This is a genomic window from Citrobacter sp. C1 (assembly GCF_014596895.2).
Lineage (GTDB): Bacteria > Pseudomonadota > Gammaproteobacteria > Enterobacterales > Enterobacteriaceae > Citrobacter > Citrobacter gillenii.
The window spans coordinates 2,526,966-2,550,030 of sequence record NZ_CP115035.1; the positions used below are offsets into that span (position 1 = coordinate 2,526,966).

Annotated in this window: 23 protein-coding genes; 16 read left to right on the plus strand and 7 right to left on the minus strand. The window is 48.4% G+C overall.

From position 1 onward, the window contains the following. Positions 1-30: 30 nt before the first annotated feature. The 5 genes from ydfG to IB214_RS12190 all read left to right on the plus strand — a co-directional run bounded on the left by ydfG (position 31) and on the right by IB214_RS12190 (position 3,468). Entirely contained in the window at positions 31-777 is a 747-nt protein-coding gene (ydfG, locus tag IB214_RS12170) for a bifunctional NADP-dependent 3-hydroxy acid dehydrogenase/3-hydroxypropionate dehydrogenase YdfG (protein WP_096757088.1), read from the plus strand. An 86-nt stretch (positions 778-863) separates the two neighbouring features. After that, positions 864-1,550, plus strand: a complete 687-nt coding sequence (locus tag IB214_RS12175; RefSeq protein WP_115258527.1) for a GntR family transcriptional regulator — start codon at positions 864-866, stop codon at positions 1,548-1,550. Positions 1,551-1,740: 190 nt separating this feature from the next. Next, complete coding sequence (gene ydfZ, locus IB214_RS12180; protein ID WP_096757090.1) at positions 1,741-1,944, plus strand: putative selenium delivery protein YdfZ; 204 nt, start codon at positions 1,741-1,743, stop codon at positions 1,942-1,944. A 315-nt stretch (positions 1,945-2,259) separates the two neighbouring features. After that, positions 2,260-2,856 (plus strand): hypothetical protein, encoded by a 597-nt coding sequence (locus tag IB214_RS12185; RefSeq protein WP_117343103.1) that lies wholly within the window; start codon positions 2,260-2,262, stop codon positions 2,854-2,856. Between the two features lie 15 nt (positions 2,857-2,871). Beyond that, the gene (locus IB214_RS12190) at positions 2,872-3,468 is read left to right on the plus strand and encodes a helix-turn-helix domain-containing protein (RefSeq protein ID WP_117343102.1); all 597 of its coding nucleotides are present in this window, start codon (positions 2,872-2,874) and stop codon (positions 3,466-3,468) included. 48 nt (positions 3,469-3,516) lie between these two features. Here the strand turns inward: IB214_RS12190 and IB214_RS12195 are convergent, their stop codons facing one another. Beyond that, positions 3,517-4,125 (minus strand): helix-turn-helix domain-containing protein, encoded by a 609-nt coding sequence (locus IB214_RS12195; RefSeq protein ID WP_117343101.1) that lies wholly within the window; start codon positions 4,123-4,125, stop codon positions 3,517-3,519. A gap of 379 nt (positions 4,126-4,504) precedes the next feature. Between IB214_RS12195 and IB214_RS12200 the strand changes: the two genes are divergently transcribed. From IB214_RS12200 to IB214_RS12220, 5 genes are all read left to right on the plus strand, one after another. Then, positions 4,505-5,080, plus strand: a complete 576-nt coding sequence (locus IB214_RS12200) for a fimbrial protein (protein ID WP_117343100.1) — start codon at positions 4,505-4,507, stop codon at positions 5,078-5,080. Between the two features lie 80 nt (positions 5,081-5,160). After that, positions 5,161-5,844, plus strand: coding sequence for a fimbria/pilus periplasmic chaperone (locus IB214_RS12205; RefSeq protein ID WP_161959036.1), 684 nt, complete (start codon positions 5,161-5,163; stop codon positions 5,842-5,844). Between the two features lie 78 nt (positions 5,845-5,922). Then, the gene (locus tag IB214_RS12210) at positions 5,923-8,439 is read left to right on the plus strand and encodes a fimbria/pilus outer membrane usher protein (RefSeq protein WP_135953062.1); all 2,517 of its coding nucleotides are present in this window, start codon (positions 5,923-5,925) and stop codon (positions 8,437-8,439) included. Positions 8,440-8,446: 7 nt separating this feature from the next. Continuing rightward, on the plus strand, positions 8,447-9,715 hold the full coding sequence (locus tag IB214_RS12215; RefSeq protein WP_161959035.1) for a fimbrial protein: 1,269 nt from the start codon (positions 8,447-8,449) through the stop codon (positions 9,713-9,715). Next, entirely contained in the window at positions 9,712-10,947 is a 1,236-nt protein-coding gene (locus tag IB214_RS12220; RefSeq protein WP_117343096.1) for a fimbrial protein, read from the plus strand. The genes IB214_RS12215 and IB214_RS12220 overlap by 4 nt, the downstream gene beginning before the upstream one ends. Positions 10,948-11,024: 77 nt before the next feature. Here the strand turns inward: IB214_RS12220 and IB214_RS12225 are convergent, their stop codons facing one another. The 5 genes from IB214_RS12225 to IB214_RS12245 form a co-directional block, all read right to left on the minus strand. Next, positions 11,025-12,491, minus strand: a complete 1,467-nt coding sequence (locus IB214_RS12225; protein ID WP_117343095.1) for a mannitol dehydrogenase family protein — start codon at positions 12,489-12,491, stop codon at positions 11,025-11,027. Positions 12,492-12,646: 155 nt separating this feature from the next. Further along, complete coding sequence (locus IB214_RS12230) at positions 12,647-14,026, minus strand: MFS transporter (protein WP_117343094.1); 1,380 nt, start codon at positions 14,024-14,026, stop codon at positions 12,647-12,649. Positions 14,027-14,079: 53 nt separating this feature from the next. Beyond that, the gene (locus tag IB214_RS12235; protein ID WP_117343093.1) at positions 14,080-15,099 is read right to left on the minus strand and encodes a Zn-dependent oxidoreductase; all 1,020 of its coding nucleotides are present in this window, start codon (positions 15,097-15,099) and stop codon (positions 14,080-14,082) included. Between the two features lie 13 nt (positions 15,100-15,112). After that, positions 15,113-16,327 (minus strand): starvation-sensing protein RspA, encoded by a 1,215-nt coding sequence (gene rspA / locus IB214_RS12240; RefSeq protein WP_096757093.1) that lies wholly within the window; start codon positions 16,325-16,327, stop codon positions 15,113-15,115. 108 nt (positions 16,328-16,435) lie between these two features. Continuing rightward, entirely contained in the window at positions 16,436-16,762 is a 327-nt protein-coding gene (locus IB214_RS12245) for a YnfA family protein (RefSeq protein ID WP_115258531.1), read from the minus strand. 153 nt (positions 16,763-16,915) lie between these two features. Here IB214_RS12245 and IB214_RS12250 point away from each other — a divergent pair, with 153 nt between their 5' ends. Both IB214_RS12250 and speG read left to right on the plus strand, forming a co-directional pair. Then, positions 16,916-17,257, plus strand: coding sequence for a DUF1283 family protein (locus IB214_RS12250; RefSeq protein ID WP_096757095.1), 342 nt, complete (start codon positions 16,916-16,918; stop codon positions 17,255-17,257). A 37-nt stretch (positions 17,258-17,294) separates the two neighbouring features. Next, complete coding sequence (speG, locus tag IB214_RS12255) at positions 17,295-17,855, plus strand: spermidine N1-acetyltransferase (RefSeq protein ID WP_115258532.1); 561 nt, start codon at positions 17,295-17,297, stop codon at positions 17,853-17,855. Positions 17,856-17,860: 5 nt separating this feature from the next. Here the strand turns inward: speG and IB214_RS12260 are convergent, their stop codons facing one another. Next, a complete protein-coding gene (locus tag IB214_RS12260; RefSeq protein WP_115259945.1) occupies positions 17,861-18,571 on the minus strand; it encodes a YnfC family lipoprotein in 711 nt (236 codons plus the stop codon). A gap of 106 nt (positions 18,572-18,677) precedes the next feature. Between IB214_RS12260 and IB214_RS12265 the strand changes: the two genes are divergently transcribed. The 4 genes from IB214_RS12265 (at position 18,678) to IB214_RS12280 (ending at position 23,054) form a co-directional block, all read left to right on the plus strand. After that, the gene (locus tag IB214_RS12265) at positions 18,678-18,983 is read left to right on the plus strand and encodes a DUF1161 domain-containing protein (protein ID WP_117343092.1); all 306 of its coding nucleotides are present in this window, start codon (positions 18,678-18,680) and stop codon (positions 18,981-18,983) included. Positions 18,984-19,131: 148 nt separating this feature from the next. Further along, positions 19,132-21,570: a selenate/tellurate reductase subunit YnfE gene (gene ynfE / locus IB214_RS12270; RefSeq protein WP_117343091.1), complete on the plus strand. Its 2,439-nt coding sequence runs from the start codon at positions 19,132-19,134 to the stop codon at positions 21,568-21,570. A 10-nt stretch (positions 21,571-21,580) separates the two neighbouring features. Then, complete coding sequence (locus IB214_RS12275) at positions 21,581-22,198, plus strand: DMSO/selenate family reductase complex B subunit (protein WP_117343090.1); 618 nt, start codon at positions 21,581-21,583, stop codon at positions 22,196-22,198. Between the two features lies 1 nt (position 22,199). Further along, complete coding sequence (locus tag IB214_RS12280; RefSeq protein WP_117343089.1) at positions 22,200-23,054, plus strand: dimethyl sulfoxide reductase anchor subunit family protein; 855 nt, start codon at positions 22,200-22,202, stop codon at positions 23,052-23,054. The last annotated feature ends 11 nt before the right edge of the window (positions 23,055-23,065 follow it).

A 23,065-nucleotide genomic window follows, 5' to 3' on the forward strand; every position in this document is an offset into this window, starting at 1 on the left:
AGCACATAAAAAGCGTTGAGGAACAGTGAGATGATCGTTTTAGTAACCGGAGCAACCGCAGGTTTTGGTGAGTGCATTACGCGTCGTTTTATTGAGAATGGGCATAAAGTTATTGCCACCGGACGCCGTCATGAGCGTCTGCAAGAGCTGAAAGACGAGCTGGGCGATAACCTGTATACCGCACAACTTGACGTACGTAACCGTGCCGCAATTGAAGAGATGCTGGCCGCCCTACCAGCCGAATGGCGCAACATAGATATTCTGGTCAACAACGCCGGTCTGGCGCTGGGTCTTGAACCGGCCCATAAGGCTAACGTTGACGACTGGGAAACCATGATCGACACCAACAACAAAGGGTTGATTTATATGACCCGTGCCGTCCTGCCGGGTATGGTCGAACGTAATCGTGGTCATATTATCAATATCGGTTCAACCGCCGGTAGCTGGCCCTATGCCGGAGGTAACGTGTATGGCGCAACAAAAGCGTTTGTTCGCCAGTTTAGCCTGAACTTACGTACCGACCTGCATGGCACAGCCGTGCGCGTGACCGATATTGAACCGGGCCTGGTTGGCGGTACGGAGTTCTCTAACGTGCGTTTCAAAGGCGACGATGATAAAGCCGTCAAAGCCTACGAAAACACCACCGCGCTGACGCCGGAAGATGTCACTGAAGCCGTGTGGTGGGTGGCGTCATTACCTGCGCATGTCAACATTAACACCCTTGAAATGATGCCTGTTGCACAGTCTTTTGCAGGCTTGAGCGTCCACCGGGGTTAATTTTTATACCCGGCCTTGTGCCGGGTATAGATACCACCGAATAAGTGATAAAGTATTCGGGTTAACTCTCTAAAAAGTAAGAATGAATGACCGTAGAAACGCAACTCAACCCTACACAGCCGGTAAATCAGCAGATTTATCGTATTCTTCGTCGCGACATCGTGCAGTGTCTGATTGCGCCCGGTACGCCGCTTTCGGAGAAAGAGGTTTCCGTCCGCTTTAATGTATCACGCCAGCCAGTACGCGAAGCATTCATCAAACTGGCTGAGAACGGCCTGATTCAGATCCGTCCTCAGCGTGGCAGTTACGTGAACAAGATTTCGCTGTCGCAGGTGCAAAATGGGTGTTTTGTTCGCCAGGCAATTGAATGCGCGGTTGCCCGTCGCGCCGCGTCGATGATCACTGACAACCAGTGTTATCAACTCGAGCAGAATCTGCATCAGCAGCGCATCGCTATTGACCGTAAACAGCTTAACGATTTTTTCCTGCTGGACGATGAGTTTCATCAGAAGCTGGCGTTAATAGCGGATTGTCAGCTCGCCTGGGACACCGTGGAAAACATCAAGGCAACCATCGATCGCGTTCGCTATATGAGCCTCGATCACGTCTCCCCGCCGGAAATGCTCCTGCGTCAGCATCACGACATTTTTGCCGCGCTGGAGAAGCATGACAGCGATGCCGTTGAGCGCGCGATGATGTTGCACCTGCAGGAAATCGGTGAATCTGTTCAGCTGATTCGTCAGGAAAATAGCGACTGGTTTAGCGAAGATTAATCACTCCCTCACCTCGTTCCGGGGTGAGTTTATGCATCCCTTTATCTCCCCCTCTGAACCGCCAAAAAAAAGCTGTGATTTTGATCGAAAACAAAAAAATTCTTTAACGAGAAGCGTATTTATATTGCGCCCGTTACGTGGGTCTAAAAGCCCACGGGCTTTGACGGTAAGTTGGAGAGGAGAAACCACCATGAAAACATACGATCGTAACCGTAACGCAATCACCACCGGCAGCCGCGTCATGATCAGTGACACTGGCATTACTGGCCGCATCAAGGCTATTGATTCCGATGGCCTGACCGCAGAGCAAATTCGCCGCGGGAAAACAGTGGAAATCGAGGGTTGTGAAGGTAAATACGCCCCTCTGGAATTGATTCGTCTGGGTATGAACTGATTGGTGTGAGTACCAGCATATAATTCGCCATCTGGCTGCAGTATGAGCCGGATGGCGACCTCATGAACACCTAACGTCCTGAACGCCCCCTTACCCGCTGACAGATACAAAATCTAAAGGCTTGCATGCTCTCGCTGTAACAGCCCCCCTTTAACCTCGAACTTGTTGAAGTTTACACCTCGCTCACTGTGTGGTTTTCCAAAAAAAATCCAATAATAGACAACTTGTCTATTATCGTATGATTCCAGAAAAAGCATCGCAATATAAAATACTATTTCTACAAGGACTGGAACATGTACCTAATAAAGGAGCAACATGGTGCGCACACTGATAATTTCGGATAATCGATTCGAACGCGAAGGCATTTATAATGCACTCACAAACAAGCATCCCGGTTACACGCGTTGCCAGGCTATGGGTTATCAAGAAGCTATGCGTAGCCATTTAATCACTGAGGCCAGCATGCTTTTCATCTGCATGCCAGAATCAGGCAGTGCCGCTGCTAATTCCATCGACTTTATGCTGTGGTTAAAAAATATTGTTGGCAGTAAAAAGATCGTTATAATCGGTGCTGCAGGAATTGATTATCAATTTCTATTTAAAATAAGAATAGGATGCGTCATCCTGCAAAAAGACTCCGTTGAGAACATAATAACAAAAATGGGGAATTTTCTGTTCCCTCAAACACCTTCATCAAATGAGTTAACCGAACGCAGTGTCCTGACATACAGCGAACAGAAGTTATTTTTCGCGCACATAAAATCAACAAGCAACATTACTCACCTAAGAAAAACAAATACAGTTAAAAACCATGTTTGCTCGGCAATTAGAAAACTTGGTTTGACAAAGAAATCTTATGTACAACTTCTCAGACTATCCAATATGAGATATCTGAATGAAAGTCTCAAATAGAGAGATAGTTTAGCAATGCATATCACTAACAACAAACCATCAGCAGTCATTCAGAAAATAATTGATGCCTGTACCTGCGCGTCAAAAAAAATCATCGTTAATGAAAATGAAGTTATACACTTTAACAATAAAAACAATGAATGCTATTTTCTAACATCTGGTGAAGTAACCATCAGGAAAAGTGGAACGGGGAAAATGATCACCAAAATTAAATCTCCATATATTTTTGGCTTTAACTACTACCCTGATTCCTATATTCACACCTTTTCCGATGCTGAATTTTTTGTTATCTCAACCAATAAGGCCATTGACATTATTGAGACAAAAAAACTATGGAAAGACATGTATTATATTGCAAACTGGCATGCTAACCGCTGCTATACCATGGTGCATATTCTGAATCAAAAATCATCGAAAATGATAATTATTAATTTATTAAAAAAACTCTATCTGGAGCCTGTTGAGTACCGGTATACCATCACTGCATTACAGTATGTGCAGGAGAACTCCTCCCTTTCCCGAAGCTGTATTTACAGTACACTGGCAGAGTTAGGGAGTAAGGGGACTATCTTCATCAGAAGAGGCATACTAATCTCAATGCACAACTTATAGCTAAACAATCACACAAAAAGAGAGTTGCACCACAGCAAAAACTTGTTTCTAGAATTTTTCTGGTAGCTTATTAAGTTTTATCAAGATACCGCGTTTAACTTCAATATACTGTCCATTTTTTAATTCTGAAATGATGTTATAAATAGCACTTCGAGAAAGCGATGAATTATCCTGGATATAGGTAACCACTGGTGTGGTGTAACGCACATCGTCTCGCTCTTCGTCGAGCGAATGTAGTAACGCGCTGATTATTTGATATGCAGAGGACGCATTTAATATTCTTTCACGTCTAAAGACATAATATGCGTAGCGCCTTAAAATATAATACATGTGTTCCCATAGATTTTTTTCTTTGATTATCGACATCATGGTTGTTGCTGGAATTATATTGAAAATTGTCTCCGATGTTGTCTGCAAATAAATATCCTGATTCATGTTAAGACCAAAAATAAATGGAGCATCTACGCGGGCAATTATTTTTTGACTGGTAACTGAACAGATAACGGCCTCACCTTCTGTCATTAGATAACAATTATTATCATCATTAAAGTAGATCTTACTGTTTCTCACAAACACCGACTGTTTTGAGTGAGGAAGCATAGCATCAATAATAGCAGTTATATGCATAATGGGTTTTTCATTGCTAAAAGAGTCCATGATATTTCCTTTGTATCCTTTTGAATATACTGAACAAGTATAGCTCAGATTTCAAATTTTACAAATGGAATTAAATAGTAACATTTTCCCGACATGAGTTGTAAGCACTCATGTTTTTTCAGATGCCCGACAAACAAGGTCCATTATTGGACAACATGACCAAAAAAGAACAGAAGCGGTAACAAGCGCAGGGAGTGACATATAATGAAACCCACATCCAATTAATATGAGATGTTAGTTTCAATATCATAAAAGGAAACTGAAAATATGGCGCATCAACATCAATAAGTGTTTAACGGGATGTTATTTTATTTACCTCCCCCCTTAAAATTATGCTGGATAGATATATTTAAACACGCAATTATATGGAGACTTATATATGAAATCAACAACAGCTATGTGCATTGGCACGGTTCTGGCACTAAACATAGTTAACCTGCCTTATGCCTCGGCAACGAATACCATTACGTTTAACGGGCAGATCACGGACGCAACGTGTAATGTTTCGCTTGAATACAAAGGAGCTGCAGTCGGCACTGACGGTACGGGTAGTATTGCGCTTGATGAAGTATCTATGGGAGCACTTGCAGGTGCCGGATCATCAGCTGGACAAGTCCCGTTCTATATAGTGGCAAAAGATTGTACGCTGGGAACGCCGGCAAAAACCAAAATTGCAGCCGATTTTAAAAGCGAACATGGCGATAACCAGGGTAATCTGAATAACATAGCAGCAAACCCAGCAGAGAACGTGCAATTACGTCTTCTGGATTCCGCCCGCAAACCAATCAGAGTCAACGACCCAATGCAGACGGCAACAACAGCTTTTACGGATATTAATAGTGATTTAACAAAAGATACAAAAATGCTTTATTTTGTTGAGTATTATTCATCAGCGGGTACTGCAGGTTCAGGTGCGGTATCGAGCGATGTTCAATATGAGTTAATGTACCAATAAGACTTTTATTACCTCCTGTTTTAAACTTAGGTATTCTCTATATGAAATTTTGTAGCAAAAAAAAAGCACTGGCATATTGCATGCTTAGCATCAGCATGCTGATGAGTCAGGAAAATCATGCAAGCATCATCATGGATGGAACCAGAGTTATATACCAGGGCGGTAAAAATGAAGTCACTATTGGTTTAACAAATAAAAATGCAAGGCCAGTATTGATTCAAAGTTGGATCGATACTGGCAATGAAGGTGAAACACCGGAAAAAATATCGGTACCCTTTGTTTTAACACCACCGATTAACCGTGTAGATCCCAATAAAGGACAAACGATACGAATCAGTTACACGGGTATTCCTGCTCTGCCCACTGACAAAGAGTCGGTGTACTGGCTCAATGTACTTGAAGTTCCGGCAAAAGACAAAAACAGTGGCTACAACCAGCAGAAACTGAATGTTGTGTTTCGCACCCGAATTAAATTATTTTACCGGCCGGAAGGTTTACCAGGTAACAGCAACGATGCACCTGACGAATTGCACTGGCATTTAAATGGTCAGAATATCACCGCACAAAACAGTTCAAAATATAACATCACTATTTTTACGATCAGGTATCAGGGAAATGGTACCTCCTCTGAGGTTAACGGCAGGATGATCGCCCCTGGCGAGTCTCAACAATTTCCCCTGAAAAATTCGGGTAATATCGATGGACTGTCCTTTAGCACCATCAATGACTATGGAGCGCTTATTAATCATAAAGCAAAAAACTAACGTCCGCAGAGGGTAATAGCTGTGTCTATAAAGAATGTTTTTCTTCCTTGCATCTATTTATATGGTTTTGCGTCATGTGTGTTTTTTACCCCCTTCATTGTCCGTGCCAGTGAAACAACGAGTAACGTCACAGATGCTAAACCAGCCTCATCTGAGGATACTGCAATAGAATTTGACACACAGCTATTACGCCAGCAGGGGCCGAACCAAATCGACGTCAGCCGCTTCGCCTATGGTTCAAACGTGATGCCCGGCAAGTACCGCATTGACATTATGGTTAATGAGAAACTGGTTTCGCATGAGGAGGTGACGTTTAAAGACAGTAACAAACACGGGGCTGAACCCTGTTTAACACCTGACATTATTAAAGGCATAAACCTCAGTATCGAGAAGGTCCCTTTCGATGCCCGCAAAGACCTGACTCAATTAGCCACCTGTAACGATCTTGTGCATATCATTCCGGATGCCACGGTTACATTTGATGCGGATAAACAGCAACTCAATATTACGGTGCCACAGATCTATCTGCAGCATACCGCGCAGGGAAATATTGACCCCGCCCTGTGGGACAGCGGCGTTCCTGCATTAATGCTCGGTTATTATATGAATGGCTATGACTCGCATTACAGCGATGCAGGGACGTCTCGTTCCTTCTACTCTTCACTGAATGCCGGATTAAATATTGGCAAATGGTATTTCCGCCACAGTGGCTCTTATAACTGGGATCAGGACAATGGTGGCGGCTATCAGAGTACCAACACCTATGTGCAAAGAGACACCGAATTTGTGCGCGGCCATCTTTACCTTGGGCAATACTATACCTCCGGCCAAATGTTTAATTCGGTGTCGTATACCGGCGCACAACTGGCCAGTGACGATCGCATGCTGCCAGCATCCCAGCGCGGCTACGCCCCTGAAATCCGGGGCGTCGCAAAAACAAATGCTAAAGTGACGGTCCGTCAGTCGGGGAATATTCTTTACCAGACTACCGTCGCGCCCGGTGCGTTCCTGATTGACGATCTCGGCCCCACGGGTTATGGCGGCGATCTGGATGTCACTATTGAAGAAGCGGATGGCAGCATCCAGCAATATTCACTGCCCTATTCATCACTGGCGCAATCCTTACGTCCCGGAACCCAGCAGTTCACCGCCACGGCAGGCAAGCTGCGCGATTACGGCGCATCCGAAAAACCGCTGTTCTATGAAACAACCTATATGCGGGGGTTAACTAACATCCTGACAGCTTACGCGGGGGCGCAGTACAGCCAGAATTATCAGTCTGCTCTCGCGGGGGTGGCTGTGGGTACCCCGGTCGGGGCAATCAGCGCGGATGTGACACAATCCCGAAGCCATATTGGCGGTAAAACCGGTGATTTAACGGGTCAAAGCTATCGCCTTAGTTACAGTAAACTCATTGATGCAACGAACAGTAATATATCGATCGCGGCGTATCGCTACTCCAGTTCCGGATATATGGATTTACAAACTGCCGTGCAGACACGCGATGCGGTTGAGCATGAAGACGACCCTGATACCGTCTGGCGCTCAAAGAACCAGTTTTCCCTCAGCCTGAACCAGGGCTTGCCCGCAGGTTTGGGTAATATTTACATCAGTTCATCGATGCAAAACTACTGGAATAACGGCAACGGCTATAACACGCAGTATCAGGTTGGGTATTCCAATAGCTATAAATGGCTGAACTACAGCATTAATGCCAGCAGGAACAAATCTGGCAATGGTCAGGATCAAACGAGCTGGTATCTCACCCTTTCCATGCCGTTGTGGCCGGAGCATGCTGGCAAAACACCGTACGTCAGCATGCGTTATAACCAGGATAGCGGCGGCGGGCGCGGCGAACAGGCCAACATTTCCGGTTCGTTTGGTGACGACAGCCAGTACGGCTATAACGTCAGCGGAGCACATGATAACTTTGCCGGAAGCTCCGGTAGCGTGAGTGGTTCATGGGAAAACAGCAAAGCGACGGTGAACGGGAGTTACAGCACCGGTCAGGGTTATAACAGTTCCTCCTTTGGTATGACCGGAGGGGTCGTCGCGCACTCCGGCGGGGTCACCTTCTCGCCGTATAACAGCGATAACTATGCCCTGATTGAAGCCAAAGGGGCCGAAGGCGCTAAAGTATCTGGTTTTGCAGGTACGGCTGTCGATTCTTCGGGCTATGCCTTGTCTCCTTCCTTGGTGCCCTACCAGCAAAACCATGTGGCGATTGATCCAGAAGGCTCAGACCTGGGCGTAGAGTTTGAAAACACCGCGCAGGATGTTGTTCCGCGGGCCGGCTCCGTAGTGAAAGTAACATTTACGACCCATACGGGCACCCCGCTGCTGATCGTTTCCAGCTGGAAAGGCAAGCCATTACCCTTTGGTGCCGATATTTTTGATGATGACGGCACCCATATTGGTGAGGTGTCTCAGGGCAGCATCATTTACGTCAAAGTCAGTAAAGCGAAGGGAATATTAACTGTTAAATGGGGTGACGATGCGACCAATCAATGCCGGGTTGCTTATCAATTAAAACCCAATGCATCCGCTGGAAAGAATACAAATACTATCCAGCGTTTTACCAACATTTGCCAATAGGTACGAAATGTCCATTTCGATATATTTCATTAAAAGTCGTAACGTATTTTTTTATATTATGTTTTTAGTTTTAATTTATTCATTATCATTTGCAGCTCATGCCAAAACAATCACCTGCAGCCCTAGCACCGAAACAGGAGGAAATAATTATGGTCAATGGTCAGAATATCATATTCCTTTTGAATTAAGCCCTTCCAACGTACATGTAACCACAGGTTCGGGATTGGGTGACTGGGCCATCATCTATACCATTACACGGATAAATATCGGTGTGTCATCAGGTGGATGCTCTCCCAAGAGCGGTGGGCAGGGCGATATGTCAATGAATTTTTCCATTATCAACTCTCCCAGCATTGCAGGTAAGCAAGGTAATGATATAATCTATAAAACGAATACTCCGGGAATAGGAGTGTCAATACTTCAGACAGTTAATAATTTAGGTTCCATGCCAACCTATCCTTCAGTGCTGTATTATGCAAATGGAGAAAATCATGGCATAGGTTCTTGGGTAACAATAAAGTTCTGGAAAATCCCTGGTGAAAACATACCAGTTACAAACGGTGTCATTTCAGTTATTGGACCAGAGGTTGCAATGTTATTCATGCCTCATTCTGGTGATAACATAACATCAAATGATTTAGGGCGAGTGATAGGGGGTAATGCAGCCTATATTGATGGTTCTCGAATTATTCAGGCTACACTTATGTTTCAGAGTGGCACTTGTAATATTGAAGGTGATAATATCCGTGTAGATATGGGGAATTACAACGCTGATGATAAAAATTCAGCCCCATGGAAAGATGCACGCTTCAAATTAGTATGCCCAGATGGGTATGGATATGGTGGTACTGCCCATAATGATACAGGTTATAAATACCCATACGGGATTGGGCCTAATTCAGGAGTTTCCGCCAATAGTAACAAAAATGGTCGCGTCACAATCAGCATTGTCCCCTATACTGAAGTCATTGACGCCAACAGGGGTATTATTGCGCTGGATGGCACAGGTGCACAAGGTTATGGTATTCAACTTGCCTGGGGTGACTACAGCAGCCAAAACGCAGTTGAACCTGCAAACCCTGTGATATTAAACAGCTATGTTGATGCCAATAGCCTTAACTCGGGATTCGGGGCGGGTGATACACCAATTGGTAGCAACGCGTTTACCGGCACAGATAACACCATAAAAATGGCAGCCCGTTACATTCGTACCACGGGTGACACCGCTCCGGGGCCGGCGAATGCGGTGGTCCAGGTAATTGCCAACTATCAATGAACCTTTCTTTACACGTGTTGAGATGGCAACTCAAGCCTGATGTCATTAGCCTGACGTTATACTTTTTCATGTCCACGACATATGCTCAGACAATAACCTGTACACAGCCCGACGATCCCTGGCCGAGTGTTAACACTTCTATTGAATTAAAACCGTCAGGTGTAACCATTACCGTGGGTTCAAAGATACCTGATTATACAGTCCTCTATACGCAAAATAATGTCACCCTGGGGAAAAGCCTGACAGCATGCGACTCGTCGGTATTTTTATATGAAACGATAGTAGACCAGGGAATTTTACCGGTTAAGACTATTGCGAATGACAAAATTTATCCTACTGATGTTCCCGGCATTGGCATTTCAATTTATAGCCTTGAAGCCAACGCCTCGTTTCCTGTCTTTCCAAATACGCTAATAAATGGATGGCTGGGTGCGCATGTCGGTGACGCCATAATAACAAACGTTAAACTCTGGAAGATTCCTGGTACTATTCCAATGACATCTGGCACGTTATCAGTGAACGGTCCTACCGTTGGCCAGTTATTGAATAATACGCCCAGCACCTTTGTCAGTTCTGATGGACATACCGACAGGATTTATTCAGATGGCAGGAACTACCTCGCCAGCTCCCGCAAGCTACACGCGACGTTAATCTTTAAACCCGGCACCTGTGAGATTCAGGGAGGGAGCATAACCATACAAATGGGCGAGCATCCCGGCGTTAATGGCAAAAACTCATCGTGGAAAGATGCCAGCTTCAGGCTCATTTGTCCGGATGCGCACGGTTACGGCGGTACATCAGCAATGAATAACGAAGGGGAATCGCCTTTTGGTCCTGGTCCCTCAGCATCCGTTACATCGAATAACAGTAATCAAAATGGCCGGGTCAGGGTAACTATCGAGCCTTATACCGCCATCGTTGACGCAGGAAAGGCCATCATCGCACTGGACGGAACCGGTGCAACGGGATATGGCATCCAGTTAGCCTGGGGGGATTATTCGTCGCAAAGTGAAGGCGCCCCTGTCAAGCCCGTGAGATTTGGCAGCGGCAACGCCATTTATGTCAGTGACCTGAACGCCAATTTCCGCACCACACCCACGCCGATTGATGGCAATGCGTTTACCGGCGGCGACAACACGATCCTTATGGCAGCTCGCTATATCCGTACAAGTGGTGACATAACACCAGGCCCGGCTAACGCATCAGTAGAAGTCATTGCGAGCTACGAATAATCAATATTCGCCGGCCCACATGGGAATTAGCCTGGCGGTGGATATATCCCCTTTCCAGGCGAATCTGTTTTACTCCATTACTTCAATTTCGCGGCATACTTCGCCACCGTCGTCTTCGCCCCTTCTGCCAGCAACGTAAGATACGCTTCGGTAACGTTGATTCTGAACAACTCAACCTGCGGCAGTTCGTGGCCAAAGATGGCGTCGATTGCCAGCAGCGCCTGAACACGTTCTTCGCCTTCTTTACTGCCCTGCACTGCAGTCTGGATAACCGGCAGCAGCGGATCGCTAATCTCGATCGCGTTACCCTGCTCATCCACTCCGCCCACGTAGCGCATCCAGCCCGCTACACCCAGCGCCAACAGGTCAAAACGACTGCCTTGCACAATGTGCCAACGTACGGAATCGAGCATACGCTGCGGGAGTTTTTGGCTGCCGTCCATCGCAATTTGCCAGGTACGGTGACGCAGTGCCGGGTTGCTGTAACGTTCAATCAAACGATCGGCATACTGCTGTAAATCAACGCCTTTCACTTTCAGCGTCGGGGCCTGCTCCTGCAACATCAGCGCACGGGCGGCAACACGATAATTGTCGTCCCCCATACAGTCGTTAATGTGTTGGTATCCCGCCAGATAGCCGAGATAGGCGAGGAAAGAGTGGCTGCCGTTAAGCATACGCAGCTTCATCTCTTCGAACGGGATAACATCGGCTACCAGCTCAGCTCCTGCTTTTTCCCATTGTGGACGACCGGCAACAAAGTTGTCTTCAATCACCCACTGACGGAACGGTTCACACGCCACGCCCGCCGGATCGCGCACGCCGGTAAGCTGTTCAATTTTATCCAGTGTATCAGGCGTTACAGCAGGAACAATACGGTCAACCATGGTCGACGGGAACGTCACATGCTGTTCGATCCAGTCTGCCAGCCCGGCATCCACCGCACGCGCGTACGCAGTAACCACGTTACGCATGACATGACCGTTTTCAGGCATGTTATCGCAGGACATCACGGTAAATGCGGCCAGACCGGCAGCTTTGCGGCGAGCAAGCGCTTCAACAATGACGCCCGGCGCAGATTTGGGCTGATGCGGATTTTGCAGATCGGCGGCGATCAGCGGGTTTTCCAGCATCAGTTGTCCAGTTGCCGGGGAGTGGCAGTATCCTTTCTCGGTAATAGTGAGAGAAACGATAGCCACCTGCGGTTCGCACAGGGCGGCAAGAACAGCCTCAAGACCATCAACCTGCGCATGCAGCGCGTTTTTGACAACGCCAACCACTCTCGCCGTCCAGGCATCGGCCGACATTTCCGCGACGGTATACAGATTATCCTGCTGTTTCAGGTCGGTAATCTGCTGCTCGCCGCCGATCAGGTTAACTTCGCAATATCCCCAGTCACTGTTGTGCTCGACCGCCAGGATATCTGCGTAAACGCCCTGATGCGCACGGTGAAACGCACCAAACCCCAGATGAACAATACGTGGGACCAGTTTGCTACGATCGTAGTCAGGAAGTGCAGCCTTAGCTGCCAAGAGTTTGTTTTGCATGGTATGACCTACTTATCAATGAAATCAGGACTGTCTCAGAGTAACGCCTGTATGGTTGTATGTTTTGATTTGCATTAAACTTTTTACTATTGGTATGACATCATTTGAAGTTATGTGACAGCATGGCCGAATTCCCGACCATGCTGATTAGCGCATCAACTGACCTGAGTCGCACCGGCACGGATCTTCTCGGTTTTACTCACCTCAGCCGCATCTTCCAGAACACTCAGGTCACGATCTTTAACTTCAGGCATCAGGAGTGCTGAAACTAAACCGATCAGTGAGTAGATAATGACCATCACTAAAATAGGCCACCAGGACTGGGTCATGTTACAGAAAATACCGGCTAACACGGGACCAAAACCAACGGCCACTAATCCGCCAGCCTCTTTTGAAATGGCCATGCGCGTAAATCGATTACGAGCACCGAACATTTCAGCCATGGTGATATTTTCGAGGGCAAATAACCCCAATACGGCAAAGTTATGGATAACAATCAGCGCGGTCATGATGACGCCAGGACTATACGAATTATCAACCACAATAGACAGCATTGGATAAGCCAGAATGATGGCTGATATATTCAGGATGATATAAGGCAAACGACGACCATATTTATCAGACAACCACCCCAGAAGCGGTATAGTAATAAATCCAATAACCGAACTTATCATCAACGCATCGGTGGGTATTGATTTATTAAATAACAACGTCTGTACCAGATAACCGGCAAGAAAGGTCTGAATTAAACCTGAGTTACCCGCCTGACCAAAGCGTAATCCGGTTGCCAACCAGAAAGATTTACTGCTGAACATCGCACCCAGCGAACTCTCTGAAGGGTCATTCAATGCAGGTGCATTTTCCCCATCATTTACTTTCTCAAATACCGGGCTTTCTTTGAGATTCATACGTAACCAGATGGCGAAAATCATCACCACCACACTAGCCAGGAACGGAATACGCCAGCCCCAGGCTAACAACTCTTCGCGATCAAGCGCGAAGAACATCACCGCCCAGATGGCCGTGGCGCTGAGCGTCCCACAGTTTGTTCCCATCGCAACAAGGGAGGAAATAATGCCGCGTTTTCCTTTTGGCGCATACTCTGCAAGCATGGTTCCCGCGCCAGAAATTTCAGCACCGGCACCCAATCCCTGCACAATACGCAGCGTCACCAGCAACACTGGCGCAAAGATACCAATCTGCGCATAGGTCGGCAGCACGCCAATTAGCGTGGTACAAATCCCCATCATGGTAATGGTAATGAACAGCACCTTTTTACGCCCGATGCTGTCACCCATTTTTCCAAATATAAATGCCCCAACGATACGAGCAATATAACCAGCTCCGTACGTGCCCATCGCTAAAATGAGCGCCATGGCGGCTGATTGTTCCGGAAAAAATATCTCATGGAATACCAGTGCGGCACCCAAAGAATATAACTGAAAATCCATAAATTCGAGAGCCGTGCCTAACCATCCTGAAACGGCGGCTCTCACCAGATCTTTCGTTGATCTTTCGTGTTTTTCTTGATTCATATTGGCTATCTCTAAGAGGTAAGATGCGTACCACTTACTCGCAGTAATTAATATTATTCAGCGAATGTGAGTAAAACTTTGCAGCAGTGCTGCTGGTCTTTCTCAAACAATTCGATTGCGTCTGTAACGTGGTGATAGTCAAAAGTGTGGGTAATCAATTTATTCGGATCGATAAGCCCTTTAACCAGCCAATCAATAACCACCGGGAATTTATTCGCGTTTAACCGTGATGAATAAATGGAAAGTTCTTTCCCGGTAATGCCCTGCTGTACAATCTGGCAAGGTTCGCTGGAGAATCCCATCAACACAATCCGTGCCGCCGGCGACGCCAGCGTAATAGCCTCCTGTAAAATAGATGGATGACAAGCTGCATCCACGATGATTGTGGGTTTTAACCCTTTTTCAGCCAGAAAATCCTGTAGCGATTGCTGACCATTATTTATGGTCCAGTCAGCACCACACTGTTTAGCCATTGCCAGACGTTCTTCAATCCTGTCGGCAATCACCACCGTTTTTACGTTATAAACACGTTTAAGTGCCTGAACGGTCGTCAGCCCCATCGGCCCCGCACCGTAAATCAGCGCAATGTCTTTTTCTGTGGGTTTAACTTGTCCGGTCACGTTTGCCGCAATAGTAAAAGGTTCAACCATAACGGCATGTTCATCTTTCACTGAGTCCGGGATCGGCCAGGCATTTTTTGCCGGTACAACAGCAAATTCACTGAAACCGCCATCACGATGGACGCCCAGCACCACCAACGACGTGCAGACGTTCGGTTTACCTATTGAGCAGGGGTAACAGTGTCCACAGCTGATCACGGGATCAACAGATACTCGCTCGCCTAAACGCGAACGATCAACACCCTCGCCTACCGCATCAATAATGCCAAAAAACTCGTGGCCGATGACGCGTGGATATTTTGCGAAGGGATTATGCCCACGATAGATATGACTATCGGAGCCACAAATGCCTGCCAGCTTAATCTTGACCCTGACTTCGCCCGACGCTGGAGTAGGAATTGCTCTTTCTTCAATCACCAGCGTATTCGCTTTTTCAATCACAATACTTTTCATAGCAAACCACTCCTTACCAGTTCCACAAAGTGCCATCTTCCAGGCGCGCAACGGGCAGATAGGCCGGATCGTACGGATATTTCGCCGCGAGTTTTTCGTCGAATTCAATACCCAGACCCGGTTTGTCGCCAGGGTGCATATAGCCGTTATCGAACGTCCAGTTATGCGGGAAGACCTCCAGCATCTGCTCGGAATACCCCATATATTCTTGTACGCCGAAATTTGGCACCCACAGGTCAAAGTGCAGCGCAGCAGCCATGCAGACAGGTGACAAATCAGAAGGTCCGTGAGAGCCAGTGCGCACCTGGTACAGCGACGCAAAATCCGCAATGCGACGCATGCCGGTGATGCCGCCCGCATGGGTAATGGTGGTGCGAATGTAGTCGATCAGCTGTTCTTCGATCAGCTGTTTGCAATCCCAGATACTGTTGAAGACTTCCCCTACCGCAATCGGCGTCACCGTGTGCTGGCGAATCAGTCGGAAACATTCCTGGTTTTCAGCTGGCGTCGGATCTTCCATCCAGAACAAACGATACTGCTCAATGCTTTTGCCAAACCGCGCGGCTTCAATCGGCGTCAGGCGATGGTGCATGTCGTGCAGCAGGTGTTCATTGAAGCCGAATTTGTTACGCACGGCGTCAAATAACTGAGGGGTAAAATCAAGGTACTTTTCCGTCGACCACAACTGCTCTTCCGGCCACTGCCCTTTGGTCGCTGGCTCATAGGCCAGGCCTTTGCCTTTTGACATACCGTAGGTGGTTTTCATACCCGGCACGCCGCACTGGACGCGAATCGCTTTAAAGCCCATCTCCTGATGGCGCGCGTAATCTTCCAGCACATCGTCAATGGTACGGCCGGTGGTGTGGCAGTAAACCATCACGCCTTCGCGGGACGCGCCACCCAGCAGCTGATAAAGCGGCATATTCGCGGCTTTCGCTTTGATATCCCACAGCGCCATATCAACGGCAGATATCGCCGACATCGTGACCGGACCACGACGCCAGTACGCGCCTTTGTAGAAGAACTGCCAGATGTCTTCAATGCGGTGCGCGTCGCGGCCAATAAGTTGCGGACACACATGGTCCTTCAGATAGGACGCAACGGATAACTCACGTCCGTTCAGCGTGGCATCACCTAACCCCGTGATCCCGTCCTCAGTGGTAATTTTTAGCGTGACGAAATTACGCCCTGGACAGGTGACAAAAACTTCAGCCCCTACAATCTTCATTCTCTATTCCTTACATCGCTATGTCTGATGCAGGAAATTTACTCAACTGAGCTACTACCATACAAGTATAATGATCGTAAAATCGCTAGCTGATCACAAAAAAAGGCGCTATGCGCGCCCCCATCCAGCCACGATGATCAACATCCCGCACAGCGCGATCAACGCGCCAGACCAGTCGTACAGGCTCAGTTTTACACCATCAACAATGCGCAGCCACATCAGTGCGGTTACCACATACACGCCGCCATACGCCGCGTATACGCGCCCGCTCGCGGTCGGGTGCAGCGTCAACAACCAGACAAACAAGGCCAGTGACACCCCTGCCGGAAGAAGCAACCAGGCCGTTGCGCCTCGCTTTAACCAGAGCCAGGGTAAAAAGCAGCCGATAATTTCGCACAGCGCGGTGATAAAAAAAAGTAATGTCGTTTTAAGCATGGACAGTATTCAGTGACGTTTGGTTTAAACATGATACGACAGAATGCGGGCAGTTTATCCATATCCGCCAGGCGGGTATGACCCGGAACAGGAATGGTGTAGAATTTAACCCTGTTTTATCGTTTTTTGCCTTTCTCATTAAAGGAATTCACCATGAACAACACACTGAGCAAACGCCTGTGCCTGACGGCCATGTTGACGCTGGCGGCGGTTGTATACACCTCCTCCGCCTTTGCTGAAACCAGCAAACTGGTCATTGAGTCCGGCGACAGCGCCCAAAGTCGTCAACAGGCGGCGATGGAAAAGGAACAGTGGAACGACACGCGCCAGTTACGCCAGAAAGTGAATACGCGCACCGAGAAAGAGTGGGATAAAGCCGACGTGGCCTTTGACAGCCGCGATAAATGCGAGCAAAGCGCCAACATTAATGCCTACTGGGAACCGAACACCCTGCGCTGCCTTGACCGCCGCACCGGCCGTACCGTCGCGCCATAATTTTTATGCCCAATAAAGGAAATGGAAAGGATACGTTATGACAAGCGCCCTCAGTGTTAAGTTGCGCCCGCTGGAGCGTGAAGATTTACGATTTGTCCATCAGCTTGATAACAATGCCAGCGTGATGCGTTACTGGTTCGAAGAACCGTACGAAGCGTTCGTTGAGCTGTCGGACCTGTATGACAAGCATATTCATGACCAAAGCGAACGCCGCTTTGTGGTGGAGTGCAACGGTGAGAAAGCCGGTCTGGTGGAACTGGTGGAAATTAACCATGTACACCGCCGTGCCGAATTCCAGATCATTATTTCGCCAGATTTCCAGGGCAAAGGTCTCGCCACACGCGCGGCAAAACTGGCGATGGATTACGGTTTCACCGTACTCAATTTATATAAGCTGTATCTGATCGTTGATAAAGAGAATGAAAAAGCCATTCACATCTACCGCAAACTTGGTTTTATGGTGGAAGGCGAGTTGATTCACGAGTTCTTTATTAACGGACAGTACCGTAACACCATCCGCATGTGTATCTTCCAGCATCAGTATCTGGCGGAACATAAAACACCCGGTTCCAACCTGTTGCAGGCTACTGCACAGTAACGCGGTTAGTAGTAATCAATGGTGTTTTTAATCGTGTAATGGTGTTCAACTGCCGGCTTCACGCTATCATCAACGATGACAAGCTGGCAGTTGAGCGGATTCGCATGATCATCGTATTCACACGTTTGCGTGACGTTTCCCAACGAACGATCGTTCAATAGACTCTCTGCCGTATAATCCAGTTTTTTCAGCGGATCGGCTGACGGTTTCGCATTAACACGTAACGTGTTGTCTTTACTGATGGTGGTTTTTCCCAGCGGATAGCCCTCCGCGTCGTACCGGTACTGCACCTGCATTTCTTTCCCTGTTCCTGAAACAACGAAGCCGTTATCATCTGTGTCCCACACCACCCCGGCAGCAGGTAATTCCGCCAACTGGCATTTCCCCTGTAAACGGATCTTTTTTTCCAGCGTCTCGGCGTCCAGGTAATAGTTAGCATCCAGCACTAACGCCATTCCGCTGTTGCTCTCAGTATCGTGTAATTCCAGCGTATCAAAGCAGCCTTCTTGCGAGAGAGTGCCACGCACACGCTTGGCCACTTCACCGTTCTCATTCAGCAGTGTCTGGCTGAAATCTTTTACCGGACCACGCAGCGGATCAAACTCGAATTCATTGGAAAAACTGGCCATTTCCGGCGTGAAGGAAACCAACTCCTTGCCGTTATCACAGCCGATCAACACGACGCACAGGAAACCTAACAAGGTCTGTTTCTTCACATTTTTCACCGGCATAAAGAGATTATTCTCAATCATATTAGCAAATACAGTTATTTACACCAGAAATGCTAATCTTAATAAATGTCTGTCATGAAAGGAGTTGGTGATGAAATTCTCTACAGGAATTGTCGCAAGTTTGCTTATCCTCGCCTCCCCACAGGTTCTGGCGGCGCCTGAATCGTGCGAGAGAGTCAGGAGCGATATTGAGCAGCGTATTATTAATAATGGCGTTGCACAAGACAGCTTCACCTTAAGTATCGTGCCAAACGACCAGGCCGATCGACCGGATTCTCTGGTCGTGGGACATTGTGCCAACGACACGCATAAAATCCTTTACGCGCGTACCAGCAGCGGCAACGCCCCCGCCAATAGTACGCCATCTCAGGACGGTCACCCCGCCGAACCGCAATAAACCTGCCCTCCGTTCGCGGAGGGTTACGCTTAATTTGATATGCATTAATAAGCCCTACCCCAGAATAGGTAAACTCAGCCCATCATTAGCATGCTATTAATTTCGTTGTGACACGTAATATATAGCGATAACTATAATGGAGTGGGTTATGTCTGAAGTTGACCAATATGGAGGTATTAGCCGCAGGACGTTAGTGAAGTCCTCGGCTATCGGTACACTCGCGCTTGCCGCAGGTGGCGTATCACTGCCTTTCGGGATGCGTACCGCCGCCGCTGCGGTACAGCAATCAATCTCGCCGGTTGAAGAAAAAATCGTCTGGGGCGCATGCTCAGTTAACTGCGGCAGTCGCTGTGCTTTGCAGTTACATGTCAAAGATGACGAAGTTTGTTGGGTAGACACCGACAATACCGGCGATGACATCTATGGTAATCACCAGGTCCGCGCCTGCCTGCGCGGTCGTTCTATCCGCCGACGTATTAATCACCCTGACAGGCTTAATTATCCTATGAAGCGTGTTGGTAAACGTGGTGAAGGTAAATTTGAACGTATTAGCTGGCAGGAAGCCCTGGACACCATCAGCGCCGGTCTAAAAAATACCATACAGAAATACGGCAATGAAGCGGTATACATTAACTACACCTCCGGCATTGTCGGTGGCAACATTACCCGTTCTTCCCCTTATGCCTCGCTAGTGGCGCGCCTGATGAACTGCTATGGCGGCTTCCTCAGCCACTATGGGACGTACAGTACGGCCCAAATTGCAGCCGCAATGCCCTACACCTACGGCTCAAACGACGGCAATAGCACTTCAGACATCGAAAACACGAAACTGGTCGTTATGTTCGGCAATAATCCTGCCGAAACGCGTATGAGCGGTGGCGGTATTACTTACTTCCTGGAGCAAGCCCGGGAACGCTCAAATGCCAGAATGATTGTTATCGACCCTCGTTATACCGATACCGCAGCGGGTCGTGAAGATGAGTGGATCCCGATTCGTCCGGGCACTGACGCCGCACTGGTGGCAGGAATTGCCTGGGTACTGATTACTGAGGAGCTTGTCGATCAACCGTTCCTCGACAAGTACTGTATTGGTTATGATGAGAAAACCCTTCCGGTCGACGCTCCCGCAAACGGACATTATAAAGCTTATATAATGGGTGACGGCGACGATGGCATTGCAAAAACACCAGAATGGGCATCGCACATCACCGGGATCCCAGCCGCGCGCATTATTAAATTGGCCAGAGAGATTGGGAGCGCCAAACCAGCGTACATCTGTCAAGGATGGGGGCCACAGCGCCAGGCAAACGGTGAGCTGACTTCCCGCGCCATTGCCATGTTACCCATCCTGACCGGTAATGTGGGCATCAACGGCGGTAACAGTGGCGCACGCGAATCCACCTATACCATTACGATTGAGCGCATGCCGCTGCCCGACAATCCCATCAAGACGCAAATATCCTGTTTTAGCTGGACCGACGCTATCGCACGTGGAACCGAGATGACTGCCACCCGCGACGGCGTGCGCGGAAAAGAGAAGCTGGATGTACCGATTAAATTTATCTGGAACTATGCGGGCAATACCATTATCAATCAGCATTCGGATATCAATAAAACGCATGAGATCCTGCAGGATGATTCGAAATGCGAAATGATTGTGGTCATTGAGAATTTCATGACCTCCTCCGCCAAATATGCCGATATTCTGCTGCCCGACCTGATGACCGTTGAACAAGAAGACATTATTCCGAACGATTACGCCGGGAATATGGGATACCTGATTTTTATTCAACCCGCGACTTCCGCAAAATTCGAGCGTAAACCCATCTACTGGATAATGAGCGAAATCGCGAAACGTCTTGGAGACGACATCCACCAACGGTTTACCGAAGGACGCACGCAAGAACAATGGCTGCAGTACCTGTATGCCAAAATGCTGGCTAAAGACCCTGCACTGCCTTCGTATGATGAGCTAAAAAAAATGGGGATCTATAAGCGTAAAGATCCTAACGGGCACTATGTCGCCTACAAGAAGTTCCGCGAAGACCCTGATGCCAATCCACTGAAGACACCGTCAGGCAAGATTGAGATCTACTCGAGTCGACTGGCAAAAATTGCCCGTACCTGGGAACTAGAGAAAGATGACGTGATTAGTCCGCTGCCTGTTTACGCATCGACCTTTGAAGGCTGGGACGATCCCAAACGCAGTCATTTCCCACTACAGCTATTTGGTTTCCACTATAAATCTCGAACCCACTCAAGCTACGGCAACATCGACGTTCTCAAAGCGTCCTGTCGCCAGGAAGTCTGGATTAACCCACTGGATGCGCAAAAGCGTGGTATTTCCAATGGCGATATGGTGCGTGTTTATAACGATCGTGGCGAAGTGCGTATTCCCGCAAAAGTGACCCCGCGTATTCTCCCCGGCGTTAGCGCAATGGGCCAGGGTGCCTGGCACGATGCCGATATGTCTGGCGACAAAATTGACCATGGTGCCTGTGTTAACACGCTGACCACCCAGCGCCCGTCACCGTTAGCCAAAGGTAACCCGCAGCACACTAACCTGGTTGAGATTGAGAAGGTTTAAGGAATAGCTCATGAATGCGCAGTACGGATTTTTTATCGACTCCGCCCGTTGCACCGGTTGCAAAACCTGCGAACTGGCCTGTAAAGACTATAAAGATTTAACCCCGGATGTTAGCTTCCGGCGTATTTACGAATACGCAGGGGGTGACTGGCAGGAAGATAACGGCGTCTGGCAGCAAAACGTCTTCGCCTATTATTTGTCGATCTCATGTAACCACTGCGAAGATCCGGCCTGCACTAAGGTGTGTCCGAGCGGAGCCATGCATAAACGTGAAGATGGCTTTGTCGTTGTTGATGAGGACGTGTGTATTGGCTGCCGCTATTGTCATATGGCCTGCCCTTACGGCGCACCGCAGTACAACGCGACCAAAGGACATATGACCAAATGTGACGGCTGCCATGACCGCGTTGCCGACGGTAAAAAACCCATCTGCGTTGAGTCCTGCCCGTTACGCGCGCTGGACTTTGGCCCCATTGATGAACTGCGCAAAAAGCACGGGACGTTGGCGGCGGTGGCTCCACTACCGGGTGCACACTTTACCAAACCGAACATTGTGATTAAACCCAACGCCAACAGCCGTCCAACCGGGGATACCACCGGTTATCTGGCAAACCCGAGGGAGGTGTAACATGGGCAATGGATGGCATGAATGGCCGCTGGTACTGTTTACGGTACTAGGACAATGCGTCGTTGGCGCGCTGATTGTGAGCGGGCTATGTTGGCTCTCCGCCAAAGATGATGCGACAAGACAGCGCCTCGTTCGCAGCATGTTCTTTCTGTGGGTGGTGATGGGCATCGGGTTTCTCGCCTCGGTAATGCACCTGGGCTCTCCACTGCGGGCACTTAATTCACTAAACCGGGTCGGTGCCTCGGCGCTGAGTAACGAAATAGCCAGCGGATCGTTATTTTTCGCCATCGGTGGCGTCTGGTGGCTGGTGGCTTTTCTCGGTAAAATGCCCGCAGCGCTGGGTAAAATCTGGCTGCTGGTGAGCATGCTCCTCGGCGTTGTATTTGTCTGGGCGATGACCCAGGTTTACCAGATAGAGACCGTGCCGACCTGGTATAATGGTTACACCACCGTGGCCTTTTTCATGACGGTGTTGCTGAGTGGCCCGCTGTTTGCTGCCCTGCTACTGCGTACCGTTCGCGTCTCATTTAACGCCGCGACATACGCCAGCATTAGCGTTCTGGCCCTGTTGGTTTGCATTGGGGTTATTGCTCTACAGGGCGTGTCGCTCGGTGAAATTCACAGTTCGGTGCAACACGCAACGGCGCTGGTACCCGAGTATGGCCGTTTGCAGGTTTGGCGCATCCTGTTGCTCGCCGCCGGTCTGGGTTGCTGGATTTGCCCCCTGATCCGCCGCAAAGAATCTCATGTTACAGGTCTGGCGCTCGGCTTAATTCTCGTGCTTGCCGGTGAAATCATTGGCCGCGGATTGTTTTACGGTCTGCATATGACAGTCGGTATGGCTGTTGCAGGTTAACTCACGAGTGC